General features: G+C 62.2%; 20 protein-coding genes. 14 read left to right on the top strand and 6 right to left on the bottom strand.

What is annotated here, in order from left to right:
• Positions 1–31: 31 nt before the first annotated feature.
• Positions 32–730, top strand: coding sequence for a corrinoid protein (locus A6B35_RS21805; RefSeq protein WP_006203341.1), 699 nt, complete (start codon positions 32–34; stop codon positions 728–730).
• A gap of 90 nt (positions 731–820) precedes the next feature.
• Here A6B35_RS21805 and A6B35_RS21810 read toward each other — a convergent pair whose 3' ends face one another.
• Complete coding sequence (locus tag A6B35_RS21810) at positions 821–961, bottom strand: entericidin A/B family lipoprotein (RefSeq protein WP_006203340.1); 141 nt, start codon at positions 959–961, stop codon at positions 821–823.
• 64 nt (positions 962–1,025) lie between these two features.
• Between A6B35_RS21810 and A6B35_RS21815 the strand changes: the two genes are divergently transcribed.
• The 10 genes from A6B35_RS21815 (at position 1,026) to A6B35_RS21860 (ending at position 9,959) form a co-directional block, all read left to right on the top strand.
• On the top strand, positions 1,026–1,655 hold the full coding sequence (locus tag A6B35_RS21815; protein ID WP_006203339.1) for a DUF1638 domain-containing protein: 630 nt from the start codon (positions 1,026–1,028) through the stop codon (positions 1,653–1,655).
• A 26-nt stretch (positions 1,656–1,681) separates the two neighbouring features.
• Complete coding sequence (locus tag A6B35_RS21820; protein WP_006203338.1) at positions 1,682–2,260, top strand: DUF4893 domain-containing protein; 579 nt, start codon at positions 1,682–1,684, stop codon at positions 2,258–2,260.
• 104 nt (positions 2,261–2,364) lie between these two features.
• The gene (locus A6B35_RS21825) at positions 2,365–3,147 is read left to right on the top strand and encodes a formyl transferase (RefSeq protein WP_006203337.1); all 783 of its coding nucleotides are present in this window, start codon (positions 2,365–2,367) and stop codon (positions 3,145–3,147) included.
• A gap of 137 nt (positions 3,148–3,284) precedes the next feature.
• Positions 3,285–3,587, top strand: coding sequence for a virulence factor (locus A6B35_RS21830; protein ID WP_006203336.1), 303 nt, complete (start codon positions 3,285–3,287; stop codon positions 3,585–3,587).
• Entirely contained in the window at positions 3,580–4,176 is a 597-nt protein-coding gene (locus tag A6B35_RS21835) for a methylenetetrahydrofolate reductase C-terminal domain-containing protein (RefSeq protein WP_040583088.1), read from the top strand. The genes A6B35_RS21830 and A6B35_RS21835 overlap by 8 nt, the downstream gene beginning before the upstream one ends.
• Positions 4,173–5,264: a methylenetetrahydrofolate reductase gene (locus A6B35_RS21840; RefSeq protein ID WP_006203334.1), complete on the top strand. Its 1,092-nt coding sequence runs from the start codon at positions 4,173–4,175 to the stop codon at positions 5,262–5,264. The genes A6B35_RS21835 and A6B35_RS21840 overlap by 4 nt, the downstream gene beginning before the upstream one ends.
• Before the next feature lie 80 nt (positions 5,265–5,344).
• Positions 5,345–6,319, top strand: a complete 975-nt coding sequence (locus A6B35_RS21845) for a methyltetrahydrofolate cobalamin methyltransferase (RefSeq protein WP_006203333.1) — start codon at positions 5,345–5,347, stop codon at positions 6,317–6,319.
• Positions 6,270–8,399, top strand: a complete 2,130-nt coding sequence (locus A6B35_RS21850; RefSeq protein ID WP_006203331.1) for an ASKHA domain-containing protein — start codon at positions 6,270–6,272, stop codon at positions 8,397–8,399. Before A6B35_RS21845 ends, A6B35_RS21850 begins: the two co-directional genes overlap by 50 nt.
• A 184-nt stretch (positions 8,400–8,583) precedes the next feature.
• Positions 8,584–8,769, top strand: coding sequence for a hypothetical protein (locus A6B35_RS21855; protein WP_040583118.1), 186 nt, complete (start codon positions 8,584–8,586; stop codon positions 8,767–8,769).
• 245 nt (positions 8,770–9,014) lie between these two features.
• Positions 9,015–9,959: an alpha/beta hydrolase fold domain-containing protein gene (locus A6B35_RS21860; protein WP_006203327.1), complete on the top strand. Its 945-nt coding sequence runs from the start codon at positions 9,015–9,017 to the stop codon at positions 9,957–9,959.
• A gap of 95 nt (positions 9,960–10,054) precedes the next feature.
• Here A6B35_RS21860 and A6B35_RS21865 read toward each other — a convergent pair whose 3' ends face one another.
• Positions 10,055–10,954 carry a LysR substrate-binding domain-containing protein gene (locus tag A6B35_RS21865; RefSeq protein WP_006203326.1) on the bottom strand — a complete coding sequence of 300 codons (900 nt, stop codon included), beginning with the start codon at positions 10,952–10,954 and terminating at the stop codon, positions 10,055–10,057.
• A gap of 12 nt (positions 10,955–10,966) precedes the next feature.
• Entirely contained in the window at positions 10,967–11,164 is a 198-nt protein-coding gene (locus A6B35_RS35695; RefSeq protein WP_139032226.1) for a hypothetical protein, read from the bottom strand.
• On the opposite strand from A6B35_RS35695, the gene A6B35_RS21870 reads away from it, so the two are divergent.
• The 3 genes from A6B35_RS21870 (at position 11,157) to A6B35_RS21875 (ending at position 13,085) form a co-directional block, all read left to right on the top strand.
• On the top strand, positions 11,157–11,342 hold the full coding sequence (locus tag A6B35_RS21870) for a hypothetical protein (protein ID WP_006203324.1): 186 nt from the start codon (positions 11,157–11,159) through the stop codon (positions 11,340–11,342). The genes A6B35_RS35695 and A6B35_RS21870 overlap by 8 nt on opposite strands.
• A gap of 330 nt (positions 11,343–11,672) precedes the next feature.
• On the top strand, positions 11,673–11,807 hold the full coding sequence (locus A6B35_RS37210; protein WP_081482193.1) for a hypothetical protein: 135 nt from the start codon (positions 11,673–11,675) through the stop codon (positions 11,805–11,807).
• 339 nt (positions 11,808–12,146) lie between these two features.
• Positions 12,147–13,085: a GlxA family transcriptional regulator gene (locus tag A6B35_RS21875; RefSeq protein WP_246800940.1), complete on the top strand. Its 939-nt coding sequence runs from the start codon at positions 12,147–12,149 to the stop codon at positions 13,083–13,085.
• Positions 13,086–13,138: 53 nt separating this feature from the next.
• Here A6B35_RS21875 and A6B35_RS21880 read toward each other — a convergent pair whose 3' ends face one another.
• From A6B35_RS21880 to A6B35_RS21895, 3 genes are all read right to left on the bottom strand, one after another.
• Complete coding sequence (locus tag A6B35_RS21880; protein WP_006203321.1) at positions 13,139–13,486, bottom strand: peptidase inhibitor family I36 protein; 348 nt, start codon at positions 13,484–13,486, stop codon at positions 13,139–13,141.
• Between the two features lie 235 nt (positions 13,487–13,721).
• On the bottom strand, positions 13,722–14,570 hold the full coding sequence (locus tag A6B35_RS21890) for a DUF1194 domain-containing protein (protein WP_040583085.1): 849 nt from the start codon (positions 14,568–14,570) through the stop codon (positions 13,722–13,724).
• A 104-nt stretch (positions 14,571–14,674) separates the two neighbouring features.
• Entirely contained in the window at positions 14,675–15,793 is a 1,119-nt protein-coding gene (locus tag A6B35_RS21895; RefSeq protein ID WP_006203319.1) for a hypothetical protein, read from the bottom strand.
• Positions 15,794–15,884 lie beyond the last annotated feature (91 nt).

Here is a 15,884-nt window from a genome sequence, read left to right on the forward strand (position 1 = left end):
CAGTCGCGATGCCGTGAGGAGCTGGATCAAAATGGCCGACGACGAGATCATCCTTTCCAAGCTTTCCGACGACGAGCTGGTGCAGCAGATGCACGACGACCTTTATGACGGGTTGAAGGAAGAGATCGAGGAAGGCACGCAGATCCTGCTCGAGCGCGGCTGGGCACCCTACAAGGTGCTGACCGAGGCGCTGGTTGAAGGCATGCGCATCGTCGGCGAGGATTTTCGCGACGGCATCCTGTTCGTGCCGGAAGTGCTTTTGTCCGCCAACGCAATGAAGGCCGGCATGTTCATCCTGCGCCCGCTGCTTGCCGCCACCGGCGCGCCGAAGCAGGGCAAGATGGTGATCGGCACCGTCAAGGGCGACATCCACGACATCGGCAAGAACCTCGTCGGCATGATGATGGAGGGCGCCGGCTTCGACGTCATCGATCTCGGCATCAACAACGCGGTCGAAAAATACCTCGACGCCATCGAACAGCACCAGCCCGACATCATCGGCATGTCGGCGCTTTTGACCACCACCATGCCCTACATGAAGGTCGTCATCGACACGATGAAGGAAAAGGGCATCCGCGACGACTATGTCGTGCTGGTCGGCGGCGCACCGCTCAACGAGGAATTCGGCAAGGCCGTCGGCGCCGACGCCTATTGCCGCGACGCGGCGGTGGCGGTCGAGACCGCCAAGGACTTCATGAAGCGCAAGCACAATGTGCGCGCTTCGGCCTGATCTAGCCCAATCCGGCACGGACAATGGAGAAAGCCGCGCCTTGCAGCGCGGCTTTTTTGTACCCAGATGATGAAGAAGGCTGGGCGCGGATCAGGGTTTGGTGACGGTGTCGTCAACGGCCTTGGCCGTGGACTTGATATCCTTGCCGACGCCGCGGACGGTGTTCGCGCATGCCGTGAGGGCCAGAGCGCAGGCCAAGATGGCAATCGGCGCGATGCGTAGCAGTTTCATGGACGGTGTCTCCCTCAATAGATAAATTAGCCCTAGAGCAACGAAGGCCGGTTCGACTGGTTCCATGGCCAAGATACAAAAAACGAAACCGAATCAAACGGACAGGCTGCTCGTCATCGCCTGCGGGATGATTGCGCGCGAAGTTTTGGCCGTCAAGGAACAGCTCAAACTGGATCATCTCGAATTGACCTGCCTGCCGGCGGAGTTTCATTTCTATCCGGACCGCATCCCGCCGGCCATGGACAAGGCCATCGAGAAGGCCAAGGCGGACGGTTACGAACACATCTTCGTCGGCTATGCCGATTGCGGCACCGGCGGCCTGCTCGACCGCATCTGCGAGAAGCACGGTGTCGAGCGCATGGCCGGCCCGCACTGCTTCGCCTTCTACCAGGGCATGGACGCCTATGCGAAGATCGCCGACGACGACATGATGTCGTTCTACATGACCGACTTCCTGTGCCGGCAGTTCGACGCCTTCTTCATGAAGCCGCTCGGCCTCGACAAGCACCCGGAGCTGATCAAGGACTATTTCGGCAATTACGAGAAGCTGGTCTATATCGCCCAGACCGACGATCCGGAGCTCGACAAGGTTGCCGAGAAGGCGGCGAAGCTGCTCGGCCTCGCTTATGAGCGCCGCTCGACTGGCTATGGCGACCTGACGAAAGAGCTGGCAGAGGCCTCATCAGTCGCCTGAGACACTGACCAAGAGGGGGAAATCCCATGTCTGTTCGGCCGTTGCTTCTATCTCTGTGCCTGGGCGTCTGCGCTGTCCTGCCGGCTCACGCCGACGGCGAGGTGCAAAAACTGATCACCGCGGCCGACAAGGCGCGGCTGGACAAATATGGCGAGACGCGCAAGGCGGCCCTCGATGAGGCCAAGGCCGGCGACCCTGCCGAGGCCAAGCAGCTCGATGCTCTGCTGGCAAAGCCGCTGGTGGCGTTTTCCGACAAGGACCTGACCGGCAACTGGAAGTGCCGCACCATCAAGGCCGGTGGGCTGAGCCCGCTCGTCATCTATGGCTGGTTCAAGTGCAAGGTGAGCGATGACGGCTCCGGCTGGCGGCTGGAAAAGGTAAGCGGCTCGCAGCGCACCAAGGGCCGCTTCTTCGACGACGGCGAAAAGCGCGCCATCTATCTCGGCTCCTTCACCGTCAACGAGGATCCGGCGAAGCCTTACGGCAGCGGTCCGCAGAGCGACCAGGTCGGCTATGCCTTCCGCAACAGCGCCAGCGAATGGCGCATCGAATTTCCGGCGCCCAATTACGAATCCAAGCTCGACATCATGGAATTCAAGCGTTGATCGGCGACGCAACCCGGTGGCGGGTGGCAATCACCAAGGATTAACCCGGACAGCCTAGCATCCGGCCTGCCGATAGCAGGTCATCCCCAGGCACGTCGAAAACCATGGAACCGTCGAAAGCAAACCCACGGCCGATCGTCGTCGTCACCGAAGGCGGGCCGCATATCTGGGCCATCATAAACGCCATCGCCGACCGGCTTGGCCCTGTCAGCGTCGTCCTCGAAACACCTGAATCCAAAAAGCAATTGCTGCTTGGACGCGCCCGCCGCCAAGGCTGGGTCTCGGCCGTAGGTCAACTCGGCACGATGGTGCTGACCCGGCTCGGCAAGCGTTTTTTCGCCAGCCATGCGGCGCGATTGATTGTCGACCAGAAGCTTCAGACCGAGCCGAAGCTGGGCCAGAAGACCATCAACGTTCCGTCGGCAAACGCGCCGGAATGCCTGCAGGCGATCACGGACCTCCAGCCAGGTGTGGTGCTGCTTGCCGGCTGCCGCCTGTTGTCCAGGCAGACGCTGGCGAAGATGCCTTGCCCGGTGCTCAACTATCATGCCGGCATCGCCCCGAAATATCGCGGCATGAATGGCGGCTACTGGGCCCTTGCCTTAGGCGATGCGCAGAACTTCGGCACGACCGTGCATCTGGTCGACGCCGGCGTCGACACCGGCGGCGTGCTGAAACAGGCGCGTGGCAGGCCCGAGCCGGGCGACACCATTTCGAGCTATGCGCTGCGTCAGGCGGCTTTCTCGCGCGACATCTGCTTCGAGGCGCTCAGCGACGCGCTGGCGGGGAAACTTGCCACGTCAGATCCGGATCTGCCTTCGAAACAATGGTACCATCCGACGATCTGGTTCTATCTTTGGACCGGCGTGACCAAGCGGGTCTGGTAGCCACATCACTCCCAAGAATCTCGCCTTTCCACTGCAGCATTCAATAGCGTCGCTTTTGAATGCGCGCGCGTCGTCCCATAACAAGCGGCCCCCATGCGCATGCGGCAATGCTCGATGCTTAGAGGAGTGAGAATTTCATGGCCGATCTGATCGTCGTGTACTGGCGCGACATCCCCGCCCAGGTCATCGTCAAGAAGGGCCGGCAGAACGCCAAGCGCGAGCTGCCGCTGCGTTTCACCGAGGCGATCGATATGTGCGCCATGCGCACCGGCGCCGGCGGCACGGACGATTATCTCGCCGAATGGCGCAAAGCCGACCCGGTTCCGGTCGGCGACGATCTCGAAGCCGAGGTCGAAAAGGCTTTTCAGGAGCTCGATGCGAAATATGACCGCGAGCGGTTGGTCGCTCTGGTCAAGGCAGGCGGGAAAGAACATGTCTGAGCCTCAGCCGGCGGTTACCCAGGCCACTTTGGTCAAGAAGGCAGCGCCGAAGTCCGACTACAAGCCGGCCGACGTATCGCCGCAGCGGCGCGTGCAGCGCTCGTTCGCAGTGCGGCTTTGGTCGATCCGCCATTCCCGCCTGCTCGAATGGTTCTATTCCCGCTTCGCCGACATGTTCCTGCTGCTGCATCCGCTGTGGAAGGGCATCGGCTACGGCCGCGTCGAAGCCCCGATCAAGTTCGTCGAAAAGCGCGTCAAGGGTTTCATGTTCGACTGCCGCATGTGCGGGCAGTGCGTATTGTCCTCGACCGGCATGTCGTGCCCGATGAACTGCCCCAAGCAGTTGCGCAACGGCCCTTGCGGCGGCGTGCGCGCCAACGGCAATTGCGAGGTCGAGCCCGATATGCCCTGCGTCTGGGTCAAGGCCTGGGAGGGCTCGCAGAACATGGTGCATGGCGACAAGATCCTCGACGTGCAAAAGCCCGTCGACCAGTCGCTGCGCGAAACCTCTGCCTGGCTGCGGGTGACCGCACAGGCAGCCGCCGCGCGTGAAGCCGCCCAGGCGCCCAAGACCGGAGCCTCGGCATGATCGCCCGCCAGCTCGACGAGAACCCCGCCGGCATCCACCTGCCGCTCGATCCCCTGCCCGGCCACTCTTCGCGCGGCCGGCTGGAGCGCGTGCTGCGGCGCGGCGAATTCGCGGTGACGACCGAGCTCAACCCGCCCGACAGCGCCGATCCGGAAGACGTCTACAACCGCGCGAAAATCTTCGACGGCTGGGTCGACGCCATCAATGCCGTCGATGCCTCCGGCGCCAATTGCCACATGTCCTCGGTGGGCATCTGCGCGCTGTTGACCCGCATGGGCTATGCCCCGATCATGCAGATCGCCTGTCGCGACAAGAACCGCATCGCCATCCAGGGCGACGTGCTGGGTGGTGCTGCGATGGGCGTCGCCAACATGTTGTGCCTGACCGGCGACGGCGTGCAAGCGGGCGACCAGCCGGGCGCCAAGCCGGTGTTCGACCTCGATTCCATGTCGCTGCTCGAGACCTGCCGCATCATGCGCGACAACGGCAAGTTCCTGTCCGGCCGTAAGCTGACGACGCCGCCGCAGATCTTCCTCGGCGCCGCCGTCAATCCGTTCGCGCCGCCCTTCGACTTCCGCCCCATCCATCTCGGCAAGAAGATCGCCGCCGGGGCGCAGTTCGTGCAGACGCAGTATTGTTTCGACGTGCCGATGTTCAAAACCTTCATGCAGAAGGCGCGCGATCTCGGCCACACCGAAAAGGTATTCATCCTGTGCGGCGTCGGCCCGCTGGCCTCGGCCAAGACGGCCAAATGGATCCGCAACAACGTACCGGGCATCCATATCCCCGACGCGATCGTCAAGCGGCTGGAAGGGGCCCAGGACCAGAAAAAGGAAGGCAAGCAGCTCTGCATCGACATCATCAACGAGGTGAAGGAAATCCCCGGCATATCCGGCGTCCATGTGATGGCCTACCGCCAGGAGGAATATGTCGCCGAGATCGTCGATGAATCGGGCGTGCTCAAGGGCCGCCAGCCATGGAAGCGCGAGATCCGTCGCGACGACCAGATGGTCGCCGACCGGCTCGGCCACATACTGCACGACGAAATTACCGAAACCCAGGTGGATATGGTGAAGACCGCGCATTGACGGCGCCAACGGTCACCATTCGCTTGAACGAAATCAGATAACGATATAAAGAACTCTTTATATCACGACGGAGAGATTTCATGACCCGCACCATCGTCGCCTCGGCGACACGAGAAATCATCATCGGCTTCGACCAGCCCTTCTGCGTGATCGGCGAACGCATCAACCCGACCGGCCGCAAGAAGCTCGCCGCCGAGATGGTGGTCGGCAATTTCGAGACCGTTATCAAGGACGCACTGGAACAGGCTGCCTGCGGCGCCACCATGCTCGACGTCAATGCCGGCGTAACCTCGGTCAACCCGAACGAGACCGAACCCGGCCTCCTGGTGCAGACTCTGGAGATCGTCCAGGGCCTGGTCGACCTGCCGCTGTCGATCGACAGCTCGGTCACCGCGGCAATCGAAGCGGCGCTCAAGGTCGCCAAGGGTCGGCCGCTGGTCAATTCCGTCACCGGCGAGGAAGAAAAGCTCGAAGCCATCCTGCCGCTGGTCAAGAAGTACAACGTCCCGGTAGTGGCCATCTCCAATGACGAGACCGGCATCTCGATGGACCCGGACGTGCGCTTCGCCGTCGCCAAGAAGATCGTGCAGCGCTGTGCCGATTTCGGCATTCCGGCGCATGACGTCGTCGTCGATCCCCTGGTCATGCCGATCGGCGCGCTGGGCGATGCCGGCCGCCAGGTGTTCGCGCTGTTGCGTCGGCTCCGCGAAGAACTCAAGGTCAACACCACCTGCGGCCTCTCCAACATCTCCTTCGGCCTGCCGCACCGCCACGGCATCAATGCCGCCTTCATCCCGATGGTGATCGGCGCCGGCATGACCTCGGCGATCATGAACCCGGTGCGCCCGCAGGAAATGGAAGCCGTGCGCGGCGCCAATGTGCTCAACGGCACCGACGAGAACTGCACCAACTGGATCAGGACCTACAAGGACTACAAGCCGGCCGAAGGCGGCCAGGCGGTCGCAGCGCCCACCGCGGTCAACGCACCGGGCGAAGGCGGCGGCAATGGCGGCCGCCGACGCGGCGGACGTGAAGCCCGCATGGCCAGGGGATAAGCGCGCAATCGTGAACTCGCCTGCCAACATCACCGATCCGCTCGTGCTGTTCATGCCGTCGGGCAAGCGCGGGCGGTTTCCGGTCGGCACGCCGGTGCTCGATGCCGCGCGCCAGCTCGGTGTCTATGTCGAGAGCGTGTGCGGCGGTCGCGCCACGTGCGGTCGCTGCCAGATCGAGGTGCAGGAAGGCAATTTCGCCAAGCACAAGATCACCTCCTCCAACGACCACATCTCGCCCAAGGGCGCCAAGGAAGAGCGCTATGAGCGCGTCCGCGGCCTGCCCGAACGGCGCCGCCTGTCCTGCTCTGCGCAGATCCTCGGTGACCTCGTCATCGACGTGCCGCAGGACACGGTCATCAATGCGCAGACCATCCGCAAGGATGCTGACACCAGGGTCATCGCCCGCGATTCGGCGATCCGCATGTGCTATGTCGAGATCGAAGAACCCGACATGCACAAGCCGCTCGGCGATCTCGACCGCCTCAAGATCGCTTTGATGAAGGACTGGGGTTTCAAGAGCCTCGAATTCGATTTCTATCTGTTGCCGCAGGTGCAGGGCATTTTGCGCAAGGGCAACTGGACCGCGACCGCCGCCATCCACAAGGATGCCGACAGCGACATCGCCCGCGTCATAGCACTCTGGCCCGGCCTCAAGAACGAGGCCTATGGGCTCGCCTGCGATATCGGCTCGACCACGATTGCCATGCATCTGGTGTCGCTGCTGTCGGGCCGCGTCGCCGCCTCATCGGGCACCTCGAATCCGCAGATCCGCTTCGGCGAGGATCTGATGAGCCGCGTCTCCTATGTGATGATGAACCCGGACGGCCGTGAAGGCATGACGGTGGCGGTGCGCGAGGCGGTGTCAGGCCTTGTCGACAAGGTCTGCGCCGAAGGCAATGTGCAGCGCGGCGACATCCTGGATTCTGTCTTCGTCGGCAATCCGATCATGCACCATCTGTTCCTCGGCATCGATCCGACCGAACTCGGTGGCGCGCCGTTTGCGCTCGCCGTCTCCGGCGCGGTGCGCATCAAGGCGTCGGATATCGGCCTGAAGCTCAATCAGGGCGCGCGTCTCTACATGCTGCCCTGCATCGCCGGCCATGTCGGCGCCGACGCGGCCGCTGTGACGCTGTCGGAGGGCCCGCACCGCCAGGACGAGATGATGCTGATCGTCGATGTCGGCACCAATGCCGAAATCGTGCTCGGCAACAAGACACGCGTGGTGGCCGCCTCCTCGCCCACCGGCCCGGCCTTCGAGGGCGCGGAAATCTCCGGCGGCCAGCGCGCCGCGCCCGGCGCCATCGAGCGCGTGCGCATCGATCCCGAAACGCTGGAGCCGAAGTACCGCGTCATCGGCTCGGAACTGTGGTCCGACGAACCCGGCTTCCTCGACAGCGTGCAGGCGACCGGCGTCACCGGCATCTGCGGCTCCGGCATCATCGAAGTGGTGGCAGAGATGTATCTCGCCGGCATCATCTCCGAGGACGGCGTCCTCGACGGGTCGCTGGGTGCGCGCTCGCCGCGCGTCGTCGCCAACGGCCGCACCTTCTCCTACGTGCTGAAGGAGGGCGAACCCAAGATCACCATCACCCAGACCGACGTGCGCGCCATCCAGCTTGCCAAGGCGGCGCTCTATGCCGGCACCAAGCTGTTGATGGAAAAGCAGAACGCCGACCATGTCGACCGCATCCATTTCGCCGGCGCGTTCGGCTCCTTTATCGATCCGAAATACGCCATGGTGCTGGGCCTGATCCCCGATTGCGACCTCGACAAGGTCTCGGCCGTCGGCAACGCCGCCGGCGCCGGTGCGCGCATGGCATTGCTCAATCGCGGCTATCGCCGCGAGATCGAGGAAACGGTGAGCCGCATCGAGAAGATCGAGACCGCGCTGGAGCCGAAATTCCAGGAGCATTTCGTCTACGCCATGGCGCTGCCGAACAAGGTCGACCCGTTTCCGAAACTGTCGGCGGCGGTCAAACTGCCGCCCAGGAAAACCGTCAGCGAGGACGGCATTGCCGGCGACGCCACGCCGCGCCGGCGTTCGCGCGAAGGCCACGCTGCACGGCGCGGGCGGGAATAGGCCGTCTGCCGTAAGCCGGCAGGTTCGTTCAATTTCATTTGCATGCGAATGTTTCCAGATCAGCTCGATCTGAAACAAACCGCCATTTTCGTGAAATCCACCAGATACACGCACGGGGCATACAACCGGCATCGAACGGCAGGCAGGAAATGTCTTTCAGCCGCCGCAACCGAGGGAGATGAAGATGTCGATGTTCGAAAGCCTCGGCCGCTATGGCGCGGCCATCAAGCATGCACACAGCAGGAGCAAGTCGATCCGCGCTCTGAACAGCCTGCCGCCCGAACTTCAGAAGGACATCGGCTGGAGGGTGTCGCCGCGCAATGACGTGCAGGCCACCCTTTCGGCCCTGCTTCTGGGTTCGGCGCGCTGATGAGCTTCGCCGACAAATGCAAATTGCTCGGCACCCGCCGGGGTCGTCCTTCGGCCTCGGCGGCCAGCAACAACAAGCTGCGCGCCGCGCTGCTGCCGCGGCGCTGAGCACTGCCGCGTATCGCCGGCAGGATCACACCAGCGTGTTGTTTCCGGCGCAAATCTTGACATTTTTCGCGGAGATACGATCTTCGAATGAGTGGGGGATTTCTTTTAGTCGGCTCCGGCCGAAGTCCGTGTATCCGCATGCCCAGTTTCAAAAGCCACGTCGTTTCCTTTGTCCTCAGGCATAGCCGCAAAAAGGCTTTTTCCAGCCCGGAAAACCTGCAGCGCTGGATCGCCTATGCGCGCAAGACCGAGGACCACCATCCGCCGGCGTCGATGCGCTACCGCCTCGAAATAGCTGAGCGCAGCGTCAATGGCTTCCCCGTCTATGACATCGCGCCCAAGGCTGGCGAGCACAAGCGGATCCTCTATCTGCATGGCGGCGCCTATGTCTTCCAGATCACCTCCTATCATTGGGGGCTGATCGCCGAGATGGCCGAGCGGCTGGGCTATGGCATCACCGTACCGATCTACCCGATCGCGCCCGAACACGATTTCCACGCCATGTTCGGCATGGTGAGCGAAGTTTACCGCCAGATGCTCGACGAGACGGAAGAAGACATCGTCTTCATGGGCGATTCCGCCGGCGGCAACATGGCCGTGGTGCTGACCATGATGGCAGCGGAAAATGGCCTTGCTCTCCCGTCACGCCATGTTCTGATCTCACCCGGGCTCGACATGTCGCTCTCCAACCCCGAAGTGTTCGAGGCCGAGCGCAATGATCCCTGGCTCGGCATTTCGGGCGGGATGGAGGCAGTCCGGCTCTACAGCGCCGGCTTTGATCGCAGCGACTGGCATATCAGCCCGCTTTACGGCGACCTCTCGGTCTTGCCGAAAACGCTGCTCCTGACCGGCTCGCATGACCTGCTCAGCCCCGACAATTTGATCTTCGCCGAGAAGGCGCGTGCCGCCGGCGTCGAGGTCGAGGTCGTCTACGAGGAAGGCATGTTCCACGTCTGGCCGCTGATCGAGATGCCCGAAACGCGGCGTGCCAGGGACAGTATCGTGACGTTTTTGGCCGGCGAGGCCAGGACACGGCGGGCGAAAGCCGGGCAATGGTCGCTGCAAGGTCAGGCCGCGACCTGACCATCACGGGCCAACTGCGCCGTCCAGGTTACCACTTTGGCAAAAGCCCGCCCCGATCGAGCCGAGGCGGGCTATTTCGTAGCAGCGCAAAAAATTCAGAACTTGCCGGTTTCCCTGAACACTTCGAAGGTCGCCCGGATGTGGTCGGCGACAGCCTTCACCGGCGCGCTGGCATCCGGTGCCACCACCATGGCGAGATTGTAGGTGCCGATGTCAGGCATGCCGTCCTTCGGGCAAAGCTCGACCATGTCGTTGCCGAGGAAGGATTTCGGCAGCGGCGCCACCGCCAGGTCGGACATGATGGCGGCGCGCTGGCCGGCCGTGTGCGCGCTCATATAGGCGATGCGATAGTTGCGGCCCTCGCGGCCGAGCGCCTCGAGCGCCCCTGCCCGCCAGGCGCAGCCCTCTTCCCACAGCGAGACCGGCAGTGGCTCGCGCAGATGCGCGCAGCCGCCCTTGGCACCGGCCCAGACGATCGGTTCGGTGAGCAGGATCTCGGCGCCGAGCGCGCTGGTCTTGTAGGAATTGGTGAGCAGCGTGATGTCGAGCGCGCGGTCGTCCATGCGCCGGCGCAGATTGCTGCTCTGGTCGATGGTGACGTCGACCGCGATCGACGGATGCGACTGCGCGAAACGCTTCAGCACATGCGGCAGCACACGCTCACCATAGTCGTCCGGCGAGCCCAGCCGCACCACGCCGACAATGTCGGGGATGATGAACTTCGACACTATCTCGCGGTTGATCGAAAGCAGCCGGCGCGCATAGCCTAGCAGCATCTCGCCATCCGTGGTCAGCGTCACCGAACGCGCGTCGCGCGCGAAAACGGAACGGCCGAGGATGTCCTCGAGCTTCTTGATCTGCATGGAGACGGCCGACGGCGTGCGGAACACCGCATTGGCGGCCGTGGTGAAGCTGCCCGTCTCGGCAATGGCCACGAACGTGCGCAGGACATCGAGATCGAGCAGCGGCAGCGGATGATTGAGTGGGGCGTTCATCGGGATCGACCTTCAATTTTTCTGATGTGAACGATCATTCCATTTCGTTTGATTGAACATCACTTTGGGAGGATAGTCAACTCCATCGAAGTAGCAGGCATCGAAAGCGGTCACGAAACGACCACCACGCAGACCTGCAATCGACATGAAATGAAGTTGAAACATGCCGGCCCGTCCCGGCCCCAACACGAAGGAAAATGAAATGTCCATCCTGTCATCCATTGGTCGCCTCGCGACCGAATTCAGCGCAGCCCGCGCCCGCTACCAGACCGAACGCGCCATCCATTCGCTGCCGATCGAACTGCAGAAGGACATCGGCTGGCCTGAAGCCGCCGACACCAGAACCGGTTCGCGCCTCGGTGTCGGATCCTGGGCTGGAGCAAAGTAAATCGTGTGTATCAAAGTCTGAAGGCCTGCCGCAGAGATCCGGCAGGCCTTTTTATTTGCATTCAAACGATTCCTGCAGCCATGTCGCCGTTGCATGACGCATATGAGCCGCTTGCATAACAGCCCATTTTTCGAATTAACGCATTGTAAATAATCGTAAATTCTGGGCAGTTTGCCCAACAATGTCGCAATCCGTGTCGCTTTTCATATCAAGTGCTTCGCATTTGCGATTTAGTTTTTGCTCACACAAGCCTATATCAGCGCCAGCAAACGAGCTGCCCCACTCCATCAAGCGAAGGCGACCCGTCTGAGCAACCGAATGGAGATGAACATGAAGCTTTTTGCCCGCCTCTTCGCCCGCCGCGAGATGAACCTGACGACCGCCCTCGAGCGCCAGCGCCTTGCCAAGACCATGCCTGGCCAGACCGGCGCCATGAATGCGGCGCGCCTCGGCTTCGTCGCCTGAGATACCGACTTCAAGCGCAGCGCTCCCTGCCGCTGCTTCGAGGTTGACGCCGCTTCGGTCCTGCCGGGGCGGCGTTCTATTTCGGCCAGTCGGTTCGGCAATTGCCCGATCCGCTGGCACGGCCTGCCCGTCGCGCAAGACAATTGCCCATTTGCGACCCATGTCGCAAATTTAGTTGCCGCTAAGCCTTCTACCCGATTGACAGGACTGGTTTTTCCTGATGACGCTATGCTGTTCGCGACATCCTGTTCGCGTCATGGCCGCGTGAGGTTTCCCGTGAATGCCGTAAAGCATCCGATCAGAAGATCGTTTGTATTCTTCCTTGTTCCCGATTTCACCATGATCGCCTTTGCGACGGCGCTCGACCCGCTGCGGTCGGCCAACCGGATGCTCGGCTACGAGGCCTATCGCTGGCGCCTGGCCAGCATCGACGGCAAGCCGGTGCGCGCCTCGAACGGCGTCGAATGCGCCGTCAACACCTCGCTTGAGGAAGAGCGCAAGAAGATGGCCGGGCCGGACCGGCCCAACATGGCCATCGTCTGCAGCGGCACCAATGTCGAGCGCTATCAGAACAAGTCGGCCTTTGCCTGGCTGCGCGAAGAGTACAATCGCGGCGTCGCCGTCGGTGGGCTCTGCACCGGCGCGCACATCCTGGCCGCCGCCGGGCTGCTGTCGAACAAGCGCTGCGCCATCCATTGGGAGAACCTGCCCGGCTTTTCGGAGGCCTTCCCCAAGGCCAACGTCTTTGCCGACCTTTTCGAGATCGACCAGAACATCTACACCTGCGCCGGCGGCACCGCCGCCCTCGACATGATGCTGAAGCTGATCGGCGACGACTTCGACGAAAGTCTCGTCAACCGGGTGTGCGAGCAGGTGCTGACCGACCGCGTGCGCAGCCCGACCGACCGGCAGCGCCTGCCGCTGCGCGCCCGCCTCGGCGTGCAGAACTCCAAGGTGCTGACCATCATCGAACTGATGGAAGCAAACCTGTCCGAGCCGCTGTCGCTGATCGAGATCGCCGACCATGTCGACCTGTCGCGCCGGCAGATCGAGCGCCTGTTCCGCACCGAAATGGGCCGTTCGCCGGCCCGCTACTATCTGGAGATCCGCCTCGACCGAGCCCGCCACCTGTTGATCCAGTCGTCGCTGCCGGTGGTCGAAGTCGCGGTCGCCTGCGGCTTCGTGTCGGCGTCGCACTTCTCCAAATGCTACCGCGAACTCTACGCCCGCTCGCCGCAGCAGGAGCGCGTCGACCGCAAGCAGTTGCTGGCGGCCTAGAGCACTGCTCTAGCCCTGCCAGACCTTGGTCAATTCAGGTGCAGCGGCCTGCCTCAATACCGGTCGTCGCAATAACACTCGGCTGAGGAGATGCGGTCGTTCCAGCCGCTGCCACCGAAATCGCGGACCCGGCGATTGAGCTCGATCGACTCGCCCCGCATCCTCGAATGCTCATAGGCGACGAACGTGCAGCCGCGGCGCACGATCACCGACGATACGCGGTCGTTCCAAAACTGGCCGCCGCGAAAACTCACCGAGTCGTTGGACCCCATCTCAATCGCGCGGCCGCGAAAATTGGCATGCTCGAACATGACGCAGCCGGTCTCACCCTCATATTGGGCGCTGGCGGTGCCGGCACAAAGCATCGAGGCAATAGCCGTCAGGATGACAAGTTTCTTCATAAGCATTCTTCTCCTCAACCGCATTGATCTCGCCCTGCGCATGCGAGTTTGCCATTGCGCGGGCCAAACAGGCAACCCACCGCATCAGCCAAGAACGGAAGCATGCGCAGATTGAGCGTGTCCGCTCTACGCGCTTGAGCGGTTCAGCGTTTCACGGAAACGCAGAACCGCTCCATCTCTTTGTTTTGACGCAATTCCGGACGGAAAACCGCTTCGCACTTTTCCTGGAACTGCTCTAGCGGGCGTCGAACATCCAGCTGCGGTCGCGCCACATCTTCTCACCCACCTGGCAATCGGCGACTTGTATGTCCTGCGCCAGGACAACAGGCGGATGATCAGCCTCTTCCGCCGCCCATTGCGGCGAGGCCGGGCCGGCAAGTTCCAGCACCAGCTTGCGGCGGATCGCTTCGGGAAATTGCGTCCAGTCATTGACCGGGATCATGAAAGCACCAGGGCCACCGATGACACAATCGCTGTAATAGCGATCGAGATTGTTGACGTCATAGGCACCGCTGAAGCCGCCTCGCGTCATCAGCGGCAGCCCGTTGATGGTAATGCCTTGCCTGACCACCTGGTCGCGGATCAAATTGACCGGCGCGCCCTGATTGTTGGGACCGTCACCGGAAATGTCGATGACGCGCTTGACGCCCTGGAAGCCGCTTTCGGCGAAAAGGTCGCTGCCGAACTGCAGCGCGCCGGAAATCGATGTACGCCGGGCGCTGCCCGGCGGATGAGCGGAAAGCTGCGCGGCCACCCGCTCGGCATCGGCACGGCTGGCGATCACCGTCCATGGCACGACGACCTGCTGCCAGGTGGCGCCGGCCCATTCGACATAGGTGACGGCGATCTTGCCATAGGCGCCGTCGGCAATGGCCTTCAGAACACTGTCATGCGTCAACGCCGCCGAATAGCCGTGGCGCTGGATTTCGAGTTCGTCCGGCGACATCGACAGCGAAACATCGACGGCCAGCACAAGCTCGATGTCGACGGGTTCCGCTGCGAGGGTTCGCGAGGTCATGCCGAGCAACAGCGCCAATACGGCGGCGCTCGGGAGAAAATACCCTGCATGACCAGAAGCGGACATGACGCAACGGTAAGCGAGAATCGTTGCGCTACAAAGCGAAAACGCCCGACCGAGACTCGGTCTTGCCCCGGCAACTTCTCCTGATGAGAACTCGCTGGAAGCCCCTACTTTGCGACGTTCTTCTGTCCGGCCGCGCGCGCAACCTTGAACGTGGTGACGGGAACGGAATCCGGCTGCGGCGCGGCATCCTGCGGGACAGCCGCTTTCGCCGTCGCGACCCCGTTGGGAGCAACGATTTCGGCGATCCGGCGGCTCACATCGCGGGATGCGGTCAGCGACGACACCGCCTGCGCCCAGAACGGCGCTCCCAATCCAACCAGAAGCCCGCCGACCAGCAGCCAGAAGGCGTTCGCGATCGAGGGCAAGGTCCAGTTGGTGCCGAAGGCGCCAAATGAACAATCCACGGTGACGGCACCCAAAGCGCAGGACTTCAATGCGGGATTGACTTCCCAACCCACCGGCGCGCCGAGGGTCCTGAGTTCCTTGGTCTGGTTTTCAGCTTCCGTCAGTTTTTCCTGCAGCGCGGCAATCGCGCCTTTCAGGTCTTCCGTGCTTCCGGCGCCGGTCTCCGGCTTAGCCGCGGCAGCGGTGTTCAACTTCTCCATCAGCACGGCGTATTGGGCGTGAACGTCCGCGGCCTTTTCGGCAACGGCCCCGGCGATTTCAGGATTCTTGAGAAAAGCGACGGCAAGCTTGTAAGGGTGAACGTAGAACGTCCAGGCCACGAAGAACGCGACGCAGACAGAAAACAGGCGCGCCCGGCTTTCGAAATACAGGCTGACTTCCTTGCCGAATGCCTCGTATTTCTGCGAAATATCCATGACCACTTCGTCGGTCAGAACGTCGGCGGCGCCCACGAGCCGGCTGGAGGCGAGTTTTTGTGTAAACACCTCCACCGGAATGTCGGTCACCACGGCCCAATCGACAAACCAGCGCAGAAATCCGCTGATCCATCCGGTTGATGGATCGCCCTTCTCGGTGGTCGCCCGGTTTTCCATGATCAGCGCGGCGAATTCCTGCGGTGTCAGCAACTCCTTCGCATCCCCCTCCGACTTGGTAAGCTTTGGCAAGATGACCCGCGAATAGAGATTTCCGAGCATGAGCTGCATACCCTTGGCTCGCAGCCCAAAGATGCGGTGGATCATTTCCACCAGTGTCGACACGACGATCGAAAACATAAGCATCGTCGTGGCGAATGCCAGCAACGCGGTCAGCCACTGCATGATTGTACCCCCCGGGGCAAAATATCCGCAGCTCCAGAAGAGCGGGGCAATGTAAAATAGTACTCTTTATTTTAGAGAAAACAACGGGCCG

Source organism: Mesorhizobium amorphae CCNWGS0123, from assembly GCF_001686985.1.
Taxonomy (GTDB): Bacteria; Pseudomonadota; Alphaproteobacteria; order Rhizobiales; family Rhizobiaceae; genus Mesorhizobium; species Mesorhizobium amorphae.

Bases quoted from the DNA above. Each gene is read 5' to 3' on its own strand.
- A6B35_RS21805 (WP_006203341.1), top strand. From the start codon at position 32: ATGGCCGACGACGAGATCATCCTTTCCAAGCTTTCCGACGACGAGCTG.
- A6B35_RS21810 (WP_006203340.1), bottom strand. From the start codon at position 961: ATGAAACTGCTACGCATCGCGCCGATTGCCATCTTGGCCTGCGCTCTG.
- A6B35_RS21815 (WP_006203339.1), top strand. From the start codon at position 1,026: ATGGCCAAGATACAAAAAACGAAACCGAATCAAACGGACAGGCTGCTC.
- A6B35_RS21820 (WP_006203338.1), top strand. From the start codon at position 1,682: ATGTCTGTTCGGCCGTTGCTTCTATCTCTGTGCCTGGGCGTCTGCGCT.
- A6B35_RS21825 (WP_006203337.1), top strand. From the start codon at position 2,365: ATGGAACCGTCGAAAGCAAACCCACGGCCGATCGTCGTCGTCACCGAA.
- A6B35_RS21830 (WP_006203336.1), top strand. From the start codon at position 3,285: ATGGCCGATCTGATCGTCGTGTACTGGCGCGACATCCCCGCCCAGGTC.
- A6B35_RS21835 (WP_040583088.1), top strand. From the start codon at position 3,580: ATGTCTGAGCCTCAGCCGGCGGTTACCCAGGCCACTTTGGTCAAGAAG.
- A6B35_RS21840 (WP_006203334.1), top strand. From the start codon at position 4,173: ATGATCGCCCGCCAGCTCGACGAGAACCCCGCCGGCATCCACCTGCCG.
- A6B35_RS21845 (WP_006203333.1), top strand. From the start codon at position 5,345: ATGACCCGCACCATCGTCGCCTCGGCGACACGAGAAATCATCATCGGC.
- A6B35_RS21850 (WP_006203331.1), top strand. From the start codon at position 6,270: ATGGCGGCCGCCGACGCGGCGGACGTGAAGCCCGCATGGCCAGGGGAT.
- A6B35_RS21855 (WP_040583118.1), top strand. From the start codon at position 8,584: ATGTCGATGTTCGAAAGCCTCGGCCGCTATGGCGCGGCCATCAAGCAT.
- A6B35_RS21860 (WP_006203327.1), top strand. From the start codon at position 9,015: ATGCCCAGTTTCAAAAGCCACGTCGTTTCCTTTGTCCTCAGGCATAGC.
- A6B35_RS21865 (WP_006203326.1), bottom strand. From the start codon at position 10,954: ATGAACGCCCCACTCAATCATCCGCTGCCGCTGCTCGATCTCGATGTC.
- A6B35_RS21870 (WP_006203324.1), top strand. From the start codon at position 11,157: ATGTCCATCCTGTCATCCATTGGTCGCCTCGCGACCGAATTCAGCGCA.
- A6B35_RS35695 (WP_139032226.1), bottom strand. From the start codon at position 11,164: ATGGACATTTCATTTTCCTTCGTGTTGGGGCCGGGACGGGCCGGCATG.
- A6B35_RS37210 (WP_081482193.1), top strand. From the start codon at position 11,673: ATGAAGCTTTTTGCCCGCCTCTTCGCCCGCCGCGAGATGAACCTGACG.
- A6B35_RS21875 (WP_246800940.1), top strand. From the start codon at position 12,147: ATGATCGCCTTTGCGACGGCGCTCGACCCGCTGCGGTCGGCCAACCGG.
- A6B35_RS21880 (WP_006203321.1), bottom strand. From the start codon at position 13,486: ATGAAGAAACTTGTCATCCTGACGGCTATTGCCTCGATGCTTTGTGCC.
- A6B35_RS21890 (WP_040583085.1), bottom strand. From the start codon at position 14,570: ATGTCCGCTTCTGGTCATGCAGGGTATTTTCTCCCGAGCGCCGCCGTA.
- A6B35_RS21895 (WP_006203319.1), bottom strand. From the start codon at position 15,793: ATGCAGTGGCTGACCGCGTTGCTGGCATTCGCCACGACGATGCTTATG.